12 protein-coding genes are annotated in these 11,403 nt (G+C 71.8%); 7 read left to right on the top strand and 5 right to left on the bottom strand.

Annotated elements, in window-relative coordinates:
• The first annotated feature begins 9 nt into the window (after positions 1-9).
• Genes ACWEVP_RS19820 through ACWEVP_RS19830 form a run of 3 tightly spaced genes read left to right on the top strand, consistent with a single transcriptional unit; the run spans position 10 to position 3,120 of the window.
• Positions 10-1,239 carry a sugar ABC transporter substrate-binding protein gene (locus tag ACWEVP_RS19820; RefSeq protein WP_452063987.1) on the top strand — a complete coding sequence of 410 codons (1,230 nt, stop codon included), beginning with the start codon at positions 10-12 and terminating at the stop codon, positions 1,237-1,239.
• Between the two features lie 4 nt (positions 1,240-1,243).
• The gene (locus tag ACWEVP_RS19825; RefSeq protein ID WP_452063988.1) at positions 1,244-2,308 is read left to right on the top strand and encodes a carbohydrate ABC transporter permease; all 1,065 of its coding nucleotides are present in this window, start codon (positions 1,244-1,246) and stop codon (positions 2,306-2,308) included.
• Complete coding sequence (locus ACWEVP_RS19830) at positions 2,305-3,120, top strand: carbohydrate ABC transporter permease (protein WP_452063989.1); 816 nt, start codon at positions 2,305-2,307, stop codon at positions 3,118-3,120. The genes ACWEVP_RS19825 and ACWEVP_RS19830 overlap by 4 nt, the downstream gene beginning before the upstream one ends.
• A gap of 1 nt (position 3,121) precedes the next feature.
• On the opposite strand, the gene ACWEVP_RS19835 is transcribed toward ACWEVP_RS19830, so the two are convergent.
• Both ACWEVP_RS19835 and ACWEVP_RS19840 read right to left on the bottom strand, forming a co-directional pair.
• Positions 3,122-3,976: an LLM class flavin-dependent oxidoreductase gene (locus ACWEVP_RS19835; protein ID WP_452063990.1), complete on the bottom strand. Its 855-nt coding sequence runs from the start codon at positions 3,974-3,976 to the stop codon at positions 3,122-3,124.
• Positions 3,976-4,995 carry an aldo/keto reductase gene (locus tag ACWEVP_RS19840; RefSeq protein ID WP_452063991.1) on the bottom strand — a complete coding sequence of 340 codons (1,020 nt, stop codon included), beginning with the start codon at positions 4,993-4,995 and terminating at the stop codon, positions 3,976-3,978. The genes ACWEVP_RS19835 and ACWEVP_RS19840 overlap by 1 nt, the downstream gene beginning before the upstream one ends.
• Before the next feature lie 90 nt (positions 4,996-5,085).
• On the opposite strand from ACWEVP_RS19840, the gene ACWEVP_RS19845 reads away from it, so the two are divergent.
• From ACWEVP_RS19845 to ACWEVP_RS19855, 3 genes are read left to right on the top strand one after another with little or no spacing between them, the layout of a single operon-like run.
• Positions 5,086-5,631, top strand: coding sequence for a TetR/AcrR family transcriptional regulator (locus tag ACWEVP_RS19845; RefSeq protein WP_452063992.1), 546 nt, complete (start codon positions 5,086-5,088; stop codon positions 5,629-5,631).
• Complete coding sequence (locus ACWEVP_RS19850) at positions 5,628-6,749, top strand: cytochrome P450 (RefSeq protein ID WP_452063993.1); 1,122 nt, start codon at positions 5,628-5,630, stop codon at positions 6,747-6,749. Before ACWEVP_RS19845 ends, ACWEVP_RS19850 begins: the two co-directional genes overlap by 4 nt.
• Before the next feature lie 4 nt (positions 6,750-6,753).
• Entirely contained in the window at positions 6,754-7,185 is a 432-nt protein-coding gene (locus ACWEVP_RS19855; RefSeq protein WP_452063994.1) for a pyridoxamine 5'-phosphate oxidase family protein, read from the top strand.
• Position 7,186: 1 nt separating this feature from the next.
• Here the strand turns inward: ACWEVP_RS19855 and glmS are convergent, their stop codons facing one another.
• From glmS to ACWEVP_RS19870, 3 genes are all read right to left on the bottom strand, one after another.
• Positions 7,187-9,010 carry a glutamine--fructose-6-phosphate transaminase (isomerizing) gene (gene glmS / locus ACWEVP_RS19860; RefSeq protein WP_452063995.1) on the bottom strand — a complete coding sequence of 608 codons (1,824 nt, stop codon included), beginning with the start codon at positions 9,008-9,010 and terminating at the stop codon, positions 7,187-7,189.
• Between the two features lie 13 nt (positions 9,011-9,023).
• On the bottom strand, positions 9,024-9,284 hold the full coding sequence (locus ACWEVP_RS19865; RefSeq protein WP_452063996.1) for a hypothetical protein: 261 nt from the start codon (positions 9,282-9,284) through the stop codon (positions 9,024-9,026).
• 123 nt (positions 9,285-9,407) lie between these two features.
• Entirely contained in the window at positions 9,408-10,328 is a 921-nt protein-coding gene (locus tag ACWEVP_RS19870) for a LysR substrate-binding domain-containing protein (RefSeq protein ID WP_452063997.1), read from the bottom strand.
• Between the two features lie 73 nt (positions 10,329-10,401).
• Between ACWEVP_RS19870 and dapA the strand changes: the two genes are divergently transcribed.
• On the top strand, positions 10,402-11,235 hold the full coding sequence (gene dapA, locus ACWEVP_RS19875; protein ID WP_452063998.1) for a 4-hydroxy-tetrahydrodipicolinate synthase: 834 nt from the start codon (positions 10,402-10,404) through the stop codon (positions 11,233-11,235).
• Positions 11,236-11,403: the final 168 nt, after the last annotated feature.

Raw genomic sequence — 11,403 nt, forward strand, 5'->3', positions numbered from 1 at the left:
GGAGGATCGATGCTTCCCCGCCGAACTGTGGCCGCCCTCGCGGCGGCCGGCCTGCTGCTCCCGCTTTCCGCCTGCGGCAGCGGTTTCGACGACCCGGCCCGGCCTGCCACGCAGCAGTCCGGGCCCGCCACGCTCAAGGTGATGATCGCCGCGAGCGGCGGCGCCGAGCTCAAGGCCATGCAGGACGCCGCCGCGGCGTGGGGCAAGGACGGCTCCCAGGCCGAGGTCGTGAGCGCCAACGACCTCGCGCAGCAGCTCAGCCAGGGCTTCGCCGCGGGCAGCCCGCCGGACGTCTTCGCCGTCGACGCCACCAAGTTCCAGGGCTACGCCGCCGAAATGCTCCCGTACGGCGACGGTCTGTCCTACAAGGACGACATCTATCCCACGCTGCGCACGACGTTCACCAAGGACGGCAAGCTCTACTGCGCCCCCAAGGACTTCTCGACCCTCGCGCTGGCGATCAACACCGACGACTGGGCCGCGGCCGGGCTGACCGACACCGACGTCCCCAAGACGTGGGACCAGCTGACGACCGTCGCGCGGAAGCTGACCACCGGCGGCCGCACCGGGCTGGTGTTCAACGACACCCGCGACCGCGTCGGCGCCTTCCTCGTCCAGGCCGGCGGCTGGGCCGTCGACGCCGACCAGAAGAAGGCCACCGCCGACACGCCGCAGAACCTCCAGGCCCTGACCTACGTCCGCGACCTGCTCGCCTCCGGCGCGGCCAAGTACCCGAAGCAGATCGGCGCCGGGGACTCCGGCGAGGCGTTCGGCCAGCACAAGGCGTCGATGAGCATCGACGGCAACTGGCTGGCCGGCGGCATGAAGAAGGACTACCCGGACGTCAAGTACCGCGTCGTCGCGCTGCCCGCCGGGCCGGCCGGGCCCGGGACGCTGTCGTTCACGCAGTGCTGGGGCATCGCCGCCAAGAGCAAGTTCCAGGAGCAGGCGAAGCAGCTCGTCGACTCGTTCATGCGGCCGCAGCAGCAGCTCGCGTTCGCTGAAGCGTTCGGCGTCATCCCGTCGCGGCAGTCCGTGCGGACGCAGTACGAGCAGAAGTTCCCCGCGCAGTCGGCGTTCGTCGCCGGTGCCGAGTACGCGCACGGGCCCGTCACGCTGGCCAAGATGGACCCCGTGCTGACCGACTTCGACGCCCAGCTGCAGCAGCTGCCGGGCGCCGACCCGAAGCGGATCCTGCAGCAGCTGCAGCAGAACACCGCGGCCGCGCTGGGGCAGTGACGCCATGGGCACGCTGCTCACCACACCGGTGGCCCCGGGTGCCGCACCCCCGCGCGGCACCCGGGCCCGCCGCCCCCTCCGGCGCGACGGCAAGGCGGGCTGGCTCTTCCTCGCGCCGACGCTGATCGTGCTCGGCCTGTTCATGGTGCTGCCGATCCTGATGGCGCTGTGGGTGAGCGTCAGCGACTGGACCGGCAGCGGCAGCCCGTTCTCCTCGCGGGTGCGTTTCGTCGGCGGGGACAACTACGCCGCGCTGCTCGCCGAACCGGGGCTGACGCGCCGGAACTTCGCCACCAGTGTCCGCAACAACGGCTATTTCGTGCTGTTCGTCGTCCCGCTCCAGACCGCCTTGGCCCTCTTCCTGGCGTTGCTCCTGCACCGGAAGAAGCTCAAGGGCCGCCAGTTCTTCCGGACCGCGTTCTACTTCCCGACCGTGACCAGCTCGGTCGCGATCTCCGTCGTGTTCCTCTTCCTGTTCTCCAGCACCGGCACGGTGAACGCCGCGCTCAAGCTGTTCGGAGTGGACGGTCCCAGCTGGTTCGCCGACCCGCGCGGCATCTTCCACCTCGCGCTCGGCGACCCGGCGAGCCCGCCGCCGGCACTGGCCGGCCACGACTTCCTCGGCCTGTCCTGGTGGGACTGGCTGTCCGGCCCGAGCGTGGCGATGTGCTCGATCATCGTGCTCGTCGTCTGGACCTCCACGGGCGGGTTCATGCTGATGTTCTACGCGGCGCTGCAGAACCTGCCGCCGTCGGTCGACGAGGCCGCGCTGATCGACGGCGCGACGTCGTGGCAGCGCTTCTGGCGCGTCACGCTGCCGCAGCTGCGCCCGACGCTGTTCCTCGTGCTGACGCTCGGCCTGATCGGCACCTGGCAGGTCTTCGACCAGGTGTACGTGCTCAGCCGCGGCAACCCGGCCAACACCACGCTGACGCCGGCGTACCTGTCGTACTCGTCCTCGTTCATCGGCCACCAGTGGGGCCAGGGCGCGGCGATCGCGTTCCTCCTGTTCCTCGTGATCGTCGCCTTCACCCTGGTGCAGCGCTGGGCCCTGCGGGAGCGCCGATGAAACTCCGGTGGCTCGGGTACGCGGTGCTGGCGCTGGTCGCGGCGCTCTACATCTACCCCTTCCTCATCCAGCTCGCGACGGCGTTCAAGACCGACGCCGACGCCACCGCGCACCCGCTTCTGCCCTGGCCGCGGCAGTGGTCGGTGAGCGTCTTCCGGACGCTCGCCCAGCAGGATTTCCCGCGCTGGGCGGCGAACTCGGTGTTCGTCTCGGTGACGATCACCGTGGGCCGGGTCGTGTTCGACTCCTTCGCCGGTTACGCCCTTTCGAGGCTTCGCTTCCGTGGCCGCCGCGCGGTCTTCGGGGCGGTACTGGCGGTCATCGCCGTGCCGAGCGTGGTGCTGCTGATCCCGAAGTTCCTCGTGCTCAACCAGCTCGGCATGTACGACAGCTACGCGGGCATGATCATCCCGTTGCTGGTCGACGGCACCGGCGTGTTCATCATGAAGCAGTTCTTCGACACCGTGCCGGTGAGCGTCGAAGAGGCCGCCCGCATCGACGGCGCCGGGCCGCTGCGCACGTTCTGGTCGGTGGTGCTGCCGATGTCGAAACCGGCATTGATCACCGTGACCATCCTGTCGTTCCAGGGATCGTGGAACGAGCTGCCGCACTACATCGTGTCCCGGCAGGACCCGGCGCTGAACACGCTGACCTCCGGGGTGGCGAGCCTGGTCTCCGGTGAACTCGGCCAGGGCAACCAGTTCCCGCTGAAGCTCGCCGCGGCGCTGCTGATGACGCTGCCGGTCGCGATCGTCTACTTCGTCTTCTCGCGCCGGTTCACTCGGGGCACCTACGAAGGGGTCGACAAGTAGCTCAGCGGACCAGCTCGTCGGCGACCCACCGCACGACACCGTCCGGGTACGGGTTCGCCAGGCCGAGGACGACGTGGCCGAACCCGGCGCCGACCGCTTCCTCGATCTTCTCCCGCGTGGCGGCGGGCTTGTCGTAGTCGACGGGCAGGAAGATCGAGCGGGTGATCTCCGCCGGGTCGCGGCCGATTTCGGCGCAGTAGCGGTCGAGGAGCCTGCTGCGGCCGGCCAGGTCTTCGATGTCGCCGCCACCGGGGATGGTCCACTGGTCGGCGTGCTCGGCGACCACGCGCAGCGTCGCGCTCGCGCGGCCGCCGATCATGATCGGCGGGTGCGGGCGCTGCACCGGCTTGGGGTTGCCGAACGCGCCTTTCAGGTGGACGTGCTCCCCGTCGAAGTCGAACGGCTCGGTTTCCGTCCACAAGCGACGGATGACCGTGCACGCCTCGGCGAGCGCGGCGACCGCGTCGTCCTGGGTGTGGTACGGCAGGCCGTGGCCGTCGTACTCGCGACGGGCCAGCGGGTGGCTCGGGCGGGAACCGGCGCCGATGCCGAAGTCGAGCCGTCCGCCGGACACGACGTCCACCGTGGTCGCGATCTTCGCCAGCACCGCCGGGGGCCGGAAGCGGTTGCTGGTGACCAGCAGGCCGAGCCGGATCCGCTCGGTCTGCGCGGCCAGCGCCGAAAGCAGCGTCCAGCCTTCGAAGATCGGGCCGTCCGGGTCGCCGCCGATCGGCATGAGGTGGTCGAACAGCCAGGCGTGCTCGATCTCCGGGATTTCGTCGGCTTCGCGCCAGACGCGCTGGATCTCGTCGTAGCCGACGTTCATCGGTGCGGTCAGGATGCCGAAGCTGGTCATCAACGCCTCCGGAGGGACTTCTCGAGCAGGGCGGGCGGGGTGTCGAACTTCTCGTGCGCGGCCAGGTCGACGCCGGGTGCGACGACCGCGTCGATCTCGTCGAGGACGTCGGCGGGCAGGACGGTGTCGGCCGCCGCGAGCTGCGCCTGGAGGTGGCCGAGCGTGCGCGGGCCGATGAGCGCGCTGGTCACGCCCGGGTGCGCGGTGACGAACCCGAGCGACAGCTGGATCAGGGAAAGCCCGGCCTGGTCGGCGAGCTTGACGAGCTTCTCGACGGCGTCGAGGCGGGCCTGGTTGGCCGGGTCGGTGAGGTCGAAGCGCTGGGGCAGGGCACCGGCGCGGTTGGTCGTGATCTCCTGCCCGGCGCGCACCGCGCCCGACAGCCAGCCGGAGGCCAGCGGGCTCCAGGCCAGCACGCCGAGGCCGTACTCCTGCGTCACCGGGAGCACGTGGGCCTCGATGCCGCGTTGCAGGATCGAGTAGCTGGGCTGCTCGGTGACGTACCGGCCCAGGTGGTTTTCCCGCGCCGCCCACTGGGCCTGCACGATCCGGTAGGCCGGGAAGGTCGACGAGCCGAAGTAGCGGATCTTGCCCGCGCGCTGGAGGTCGGTCAGCGCGGAAAGTGCTTCCTCGTCGCTCGTGGCCGGGTCCCAGCGGTGCATCTGGTACAGGTCGACGTGGTCGACGTCGAGGCGGCGCAGGCTGTCTTCGAGTGCTTTGAAGATCCAGCGGCGCGAGGTGCCGCGGTGGTTGCGCTCCTCGCCCATCGGCATCGCCGCCTTGGTGGCGAGCACGAGGTCGTCGCGGTGGTTCTTGATCGCCCTGCCGACCATGACTTCCGACTCGCCCTGGCCGTACATGTCGGCGGTGTCGACGAGGTTGATCCCGCCGTCGACGGCGGCGCCGACGATGGCGGTGGCCTCGTCCTGGGTGGTGCGCCCGATGGCGCCGAAGTTCATCGCGCCGAGCGCGAGGCTGCTGACCTGGACGCCGGTGCGGCCCAGGGTGCGGTACTGCATGAGGGGTTCCTCCGTGGGATGATGGCAAGCGGAACGTTGCTCCGCTAACGATACGGAGCATTGTTCCGCTTAGCAACCCCGGGAGGTGTGGTGAGCGGAAGCAAGCCCAAGCGCGCCGATGCCCGGCGCAACGAGAAAGCGCTGCTCGACGCGGCCGCGGCGGTGTTTGTCGCGGCCGGGGTCGACGCGCCGGTGCGGGACATCGCGGCCAAGGCCGGCGTCGGGATGGGCACGATCTACCGCCACTTCCCGACGCGGGCGGACCTGATCGTCGCCGTCTACCGCCACCAGGTGGAAGCCTGCGCCGACGCGGGCCCCGCGCTGCTGGAGACCGCGTCCTCGCCCCACGCGGCGCTGGCGGCGTGGATCGACCTGTTCGTCGACTTCCTGGTGACCAAGCACGGGCTCGCGGGGGTCCTGCAGGGCGACGGGTTCGCCTCGCTGCACGCGTACTTCCTCGATCGCCTGGTCCCGGTGTGCGCCCAGCTGCTCGAAGCCGCCGGGCTGACCGCGCGGGTGCGCCCGCTGGAGCTGATGCGCGGGGTCGGCAACCTGTGCGTCGGCGCGGAGGACGGCAACCCGGACTACGACGCGCGGCGGCTGGTCGGGCTGCTCATCGCGGGGCTGCGGGCGTGACGATCGAGCAGCTCACGACCGACCCGTACCCGCTGCTGGCCCGGCTCCGGGCGACCGAACCGGTGGCCTGGCTGCCGGCGCTGAACGGCTGGCTCGTCACCCGGCACGACCTCGCGCTGCACGTCATGCGCGACGCCGCCACCTTCACCGTGGACGACCCCCGCTTCTCGACCGCCCGGGTCGTCGGCCCGTCGATGCTCTCGCTCGACGCGGGCGAGCACACCCGCCACCGGACGCCGTTCGCCCGCCACTTCCGGCCCCGGGAGATCGAGGACCGGTTCGCCGGGTTCGTCCGAGCGGAGTGCACCCGGCTGGTCGACGGGTTCGCCGCCACCGGGCGGGCGGAACTGCGGCGGGCGCTGGCCGGCCCGCTGTCGGTCGCGGTCGTGGCCGGCGCGCTGGGCCTGGACGGCGCCGACACCGCCCGGGTGCTGGCCTGGTACGACGCGATCGTGTCCACGGTGGACGACATCTCGGCCGGCCGTCCGCCGGGTGCGCGTGGCGGGGAGGCGTTCGGTGAGCTGCGCGCGCACATCGAAGCCACGGTCGGCCGGCCGTCGCTGCTCACCGAGGCGGCCGATGCGCTGGCCCTGCCGGAGGTGGTGTCGAACGCGGCGGTGCTGATGTTCGGCGGCATCGAGACGACCGAGGGCATGATCGCCAACCTCCTGCTGCACCTGCTGCGCGACCCGGCGCGGCTCGAGGCGGTGCGGGCGGACCGCGCGCTCGTCCCGGCCGCGATCGAGGAGTCGCTGCGCCTGGAACCCGCGGCGGCGGTGGTCGACCGGTACGCGACCCGCGACGTCGAGCTCGCGGGGGCATCGATCGCGCGGGGCGATCTCGTGACTGTCTCGCTCACGGCCGCCAACCGCGACCCGGCGGTGTTCGAGAACCCGGACGTCTTCGACCCGGGCCGCCCCGGCTTGGGCAAACAGCTGGCGTTCGCGCACGGCCCGCACTTCTGCCTCGGCGCCGACCTCGCCCGGCTGGAGGCGCGGATCGCGCTCGAGACCGTGCTCGACCGGCTGCCCGGGCTCGCCTTGGCGGAGCCGGCCGCACCGATCGGGCTGGTGTTCCGCAAACCCGTCGCCGTCCCCGCGCGGTGGCTGCCATCATGACCGCATGACGGCGTGGCGTGAGGTCGAGGCGGCGGAACCGGAGTTCGCGCGGCGCGTGCGGACGTTGTTCGACGCGCGCAGGCACAAGACGATGGCGACCATCCGGGCCGACGGCTCGCCGCGGATCTCGGGCATCGAACTGAAGTTCGCCGACGGCGAGCTGACGTTCGGCTCGATGCCGAACGCGCGCAAGGGCGCCGACCTGAAGCGCGACCCGCGGCTGGCGCTGCACAGCGCGACGGTCGACCCGGTCGACGGCGAAGAGGCGAAGTGGCCGGGGGAGGCGAAGATCTCCGGCCGGGCCCTCGACACGGGCGAGGGCTTCCGGGTGGACATCGCCGAGGTGGTCCACACGCACTTGAACGAGGCGGCGACGCTGCTGGTCGTCGAGTGGTGGACGCCCGAGGCCGGCCTGCGCAAGGTCGAACGCGAGTAGCTCACTCCACGGTGACGGACTTGGCGAGGTTGCGCGGCTTGTCGATGTCGTAGCCCAGCGTCAGCGCGGCGTGGTAGGCGAGCAACTGCAACGGGATGGTCAGCAGGATCGGGTCGAGCTCCGGCTCGGTCCGCGGCACGACGATCCGCGGGACGTCCAGCTCGCCGAAGTCGACGGCTTCGTGCGTCACGGCCAGCACGGACCCGCCGCGGGCCCGGATCTGCTGCACGGCCGCGAGGTTGCGGTCGGCCAGCTCGTCGGCGGGCACGATCGCGATCGTCGGGAGCGTGTCGTCGATCAAGGCCAGCGGGCCGTGCTTGAGCTCGGACGTCTGGTACGCCTCGGCGTGGCGGTAGGAGATCTCCTTGAACTTCTGCGCGCCCTCGCGGGCCACCGGGTAGCCGCGGACGCGGCCGATGAAGAACAGGCTCTTCGCGGTGGCCGCGGTCTTCGCGTGCTCAGCGATCTCGGGTTCGGCGTCCAGAACGGACTTGATCTGGCCGGGCAGCGCGCGGATCGCGGCGATGATCCGCTGACCGTCCGCATTGGACAGATCGCGCACGCGGCCGAGGGCCAGGGCGATCAGCGCGAACCCGACGGCCATGTTCGTCAGCGCCTTCGTCGAGGCGACCGCGATCTCCGGGCCGGCGTGCAGGTAGACCCCGCCGTCGCAGGCGCGCGCGATCGTCGAGCCGACGACGTTCACGAGACCGACCACCCGGCCGCCCTTGCGCTTGATCTCCTCGACGGCGAAGGCGGTGTCGATCGTCTCGCCGGACTGGCTGACCGCGATGTAGAGCGTGTCCGCCTCGATGATCGGGTTGCGGTAGCGGAACTCCGACGCGGCCTCGGCGTCGGCCGGGATCCGCGCCAGCTCCTCGATCATCGTCGCGCCGATCTGGCCGACGTAGTAGGCCGAGCCGCAGCCGAGGATCTTCACGCGGCTGAACCCGCGCAGCTCCCGCGGCGTCAGGTTGAGCCCGTCGAGCCGGGCGACACCGAACCGGTCGTCGAGCCGGCCGCGGATGATCCGCTCCACGGATTCGGGCTGCTCCTGGATCTCCTTGACCATGTAGTGCGGGAAGCCGCCGAGGTCGAGGTCTTCGGCGGCGATGTCGATCTCGGTCGCCGGCTTGGTGGTGTCGCTCTCGTCGACGGTGAAGGTGCGGTAGCCGGTGGCGAAGACCGTGGCGAACTCGCCGTCGTCGAGGTGCGCGACCTGGGAGGTGTGCCGGACCAGCGCGGCGAGGTCGCTCGCGACGAACATCTCGCGCTCGCCGACGCCGATGATCAGCGGCGAGCCGTTGCGCGCGATGACCAGGCGGTCGGGGTGTTCGCTGTCGGTCACGGCGATCGCGTACGTGCCGGTGATCCGCGAGACCGCCTCGACGACGGCGTCTTCGAGGGTTTCGGCGGCCGACCGCGCGATCAGGTGGGCGAGGACCTCGGTGTCGGTCTCGGAGGTGAGGGTGACGCCGGCGTCGGCGAGCTGGGCGCGCAGCGCGTCGGCGTTGTCGATGATTCCGTTGTGGACCACGGAGATCCGGCCGTCTTCCGACGTGTGCGGGTGCGCGTTGGCCTCCGACGCCGGCCCGTGCGTCGCCCAGCGCGTGTGGCCGATGCCGACCTTGCCGGCGAGTCTCTTGGGCAGCGCGGCGGCCAGGTTGCGGACCCGGCCGACGACGCGGTGGACCTGCGGGGCGCCCTTGGCGCCGAGGACGGCGATGCCCGCGGAGTCGTACCCGCGGTACTCGAGCCGGGTCAGGCCCTCGAGGAGGATGGGGGCGGCGTTCTGGCCGCCGATGTAGCCGACGATCCCGCACATGGCGAACCTTCTTTCAGCCGTAGACGATGCGCCGCAGCTGGCGCTCGGACAGGTCGGGCGCGGCCACCAGCCTGCCGCGCAGCTCGGCGGCGATGAGCGGGAAGATCTCGGGGTTCTTCCGGCCCTCGGCCTGCAGCTCGGCGTGCCGGCGGCGGACGTAGGCCTCGGTGGGCGTCCGGTAGTAGGCGAGGACGTCGTCGACGACGCGGGCGGCGACCCCCGGCGGGAGACCGGTGGACGCGGCCACGCGTTCGACGATGTCGGTCTCTGCCACGCGGCCATCATGCCCCGCCCGTGTCGGGAACTTCAAATTCTTGCCCGAAATCGGGCAAGCTTTACGGGTTGGAGAGCTTCAGGGGTGGCGGTGAGGGTGGAGGTGTGCGCCTGGCCGCTCGGTTCAAGCCGGCTTCGGCACGGGCTGCGGACGATCCCGGCCGAGTTCCGTGAGCAGCGCCCGGATCGCCGGGCTGGCGTCGGCACTGCGCCGCCACGCCGCGTGGACCTCCCGCTTCGGCTGCCGGCGCAACGGGCGCGCGACGAGGTCCTCGCCCAGCGGCGGTCGGGCCAGCCGGGGGATCAACGCGATCACCTCCCCCGACGCGACCAGCGCCAGCTGCGTCGCGAAGTCGTCGACCAGGTGACGCACGTCCGGCTCGGCGGGTGCGTCCGCGAACAGGCGGCGGAACCACTGGTGGCACACCGTTCCCGGCGGGCTGGTCACCCACGCGTGGCCCGCGAGGTCGAGACGGCCCAGCGGGGCGGCGGCCGACGCCAGCGGGTGCGTGCGGCTCAGCACCACGTCGCCGGCGTCGGTGTGCACCAGCCGCTGCGTCAACGAAGAGGGCGCCGGGGCCGGCAGCCCGTCGGCGTCGTGGACGAGGGCGAGGTCGGCCGTGCCCGCGTCGACGCTGCGCAGTGCCTCGTCCGGGTCCTGTTCGGTGATCCGCACGCGCAGGTCCGGGCAGCGCTCCGCCAGGCCCCGCAGGACCGGGGCGAGCAGGCCGCGGATCGCGGTCGAGAACGCCACCACCCGGAGCGTGCCGCGCGGCGCGCCTTCCGAGACCGACTGGGCCGCTTCCGCGCAGCGTTCCAGCGCCTGGAACACGTCGGGGGCCGAGTCGGCGATCGCCCGACCGGCCGGGGTCAGCACCACCCCGCGGCCCGCCGGCGCCAGCACCGGCACGCCGACCTGCCGCTCCAGGCGCTTGAGCTGCTGCGACACCGCCGACGCCGTGAACCCCAGCTCGTCGGCCGCCTTGGCCAGCGTCCCGAGCGCCGCCACCGACCGCAACGCCCGCAGCGCACCGACTTCGATCATTAAGCCAGGCTACGCGGTATCGGCAAAAAAGCGTCGCTGGACCACACCAGTCGCGGCGGGCAGGGTCGACGGCATGACCGACTTCGGCACCAACCTCGTCGCGATGGTGACCCCCATGCGGCCCGGCGGGGCACTCAGCGAACCCGGCCTCGCGGGCCTCGTCGACCACCTGCTCGCCACCGGCTGCGACGGGCTCGTCGCCGGCGGGACGACCGGCGAGTCCCCCACCCTCACCGAGCCCGAAGCCGCCGGGCTCGTCCGGAGCGTGGTGGCCCGGGTCGCCGGCCGGGCCCGGGTGATCGCCGGCGTCGGCACGTACGACACCGCCGCGAGCATCCGCCGGGCCCGCGACGCCGAGGCCGCCGGCGCGGACGGGCTCCTGCTCGTCTGCCCCTACTACTCCCGGCCGACGCAGGAGGGCGTGGTGGCCCACTGCCTCGCGGTGGCCGACGCGACCGGGCTGCCGGTGATGCTCTACGACGTCCCGGCGCGGGCCGGGATCGCGATGACGCCGTCCACGCTGGCCGAACTCGCCGCGCACCCCCGGATCCGGGCGGTCAAGGACGCGAAGGGCGACCTGTTCGAGGCGATGACGGTCATGGCGGACACCGGGCTGGCGTACTACTGCGGCATCGACGAGCTGAACCTGCCGTACCTCGCGTGCGGCGCGGCGGGCGTGGTGAGCGTGGTCGGCAACGTGGCGGCCGACCGCACGGCGGCCCTGATCGCCGCCGTCCGCCGCGGCGACCTCGAGTCGGCGCGCGCGGTCAACCGGTCGCTGGTCCCGCTGGTGGAGACGATCATGCGGAACGGCCCGGGGACGACGGCGGCCAAGGCGGCGCTGGCCGGGCTCGGAGTGATCCCGCACGCGACGGTCCGGCTCCCGCTGCTCGCCGTACCCGCTTGACCGGACGGGCTAGGTGTTCTGTCCGGGGAGGTTGCGATCGTGGCGACACGTGATCGGATGATCTTGGTGTGAGGGAGGGCCTCCGGGTTCGGTGTGGATTGCGACATCTACGCCGAGCAACGGAGGCCCTCGTGACCCACGCTAACGCACCCCTCACCCCGACCGGCA

It is taken from the genome of Amycolatopsis sp. NPDC003865, from assembly GCF_053605345.1.

Excerpts from the sequence above, each read along its gene's own strand:
- glmS (WP_452063995.1), bottom strand. The coding sequence starts at position 9,010 with ATGTGCGGGATCGTCGGCTACATCGGCGGCCAGAACGCCGCCCCCATC.
- ACWEVP_RS19820 (WP_452063987.1), top strand. The coding sequence starts at position 10 with ATGCTTCCCCGCCGAACTGTGGCCGCCCTCGCGGCGGCCGGCCTGCTG.
- dapA (WP_452063998.1), top strand. The coding sequence starts at position 10,402 with ATGACCGACTTCGGCACCAACCTCGTCGCGATGGTGACCCCCATGCGG.
- ACWEVP_RS19830 (WP_452063989.1), top strand. The coding sequence starts at position 2,305 with ATGAAACTCCGGTGGCTCGGGTACGCGGTGCTGGCGCTGGTCGCGGCG.
- ACWEVP_RS19855 (WP_452063994.1), top strand. The coding sequence starts at position 6,754 with ATGACGGCGTGGCGTGAGGTCGAGGCGGCGGAACCGGAGTTCGCGCGG.
- ACWEVP_RS19870 (WP_452063997.1), bottom strand. The coding sequence starts at position 10,328 with ATGATCGAAGTCGGTGCGCTGCGGGCGTTGCGGTCGGTGGCGGCGCTC.
- ACWEVP_RS19835 (WP_452063990.1), bottom strand. The coding sequence starts at position 3,976 with ATGACCAGCTTCGGCATCCTGACCGCACCGATGAACGTCGGCTACGAC.
- ACWEVP_RS19840 (WP_452063991.1), bottom strand. The coding sequence starts at position 4,995 with ATGCAGTACCGCACCCTGGGCCGCACCGGCGTCCAGGTCAGCAGCCTC.
- ACWEVP_RS19825 (WP_452063988.1), top strand. The coding sequence starts at position 1,244 with ATGGGCACGCTGCTCACCACACCGGTGGCCCCGGGTGCCGCACCCCCG.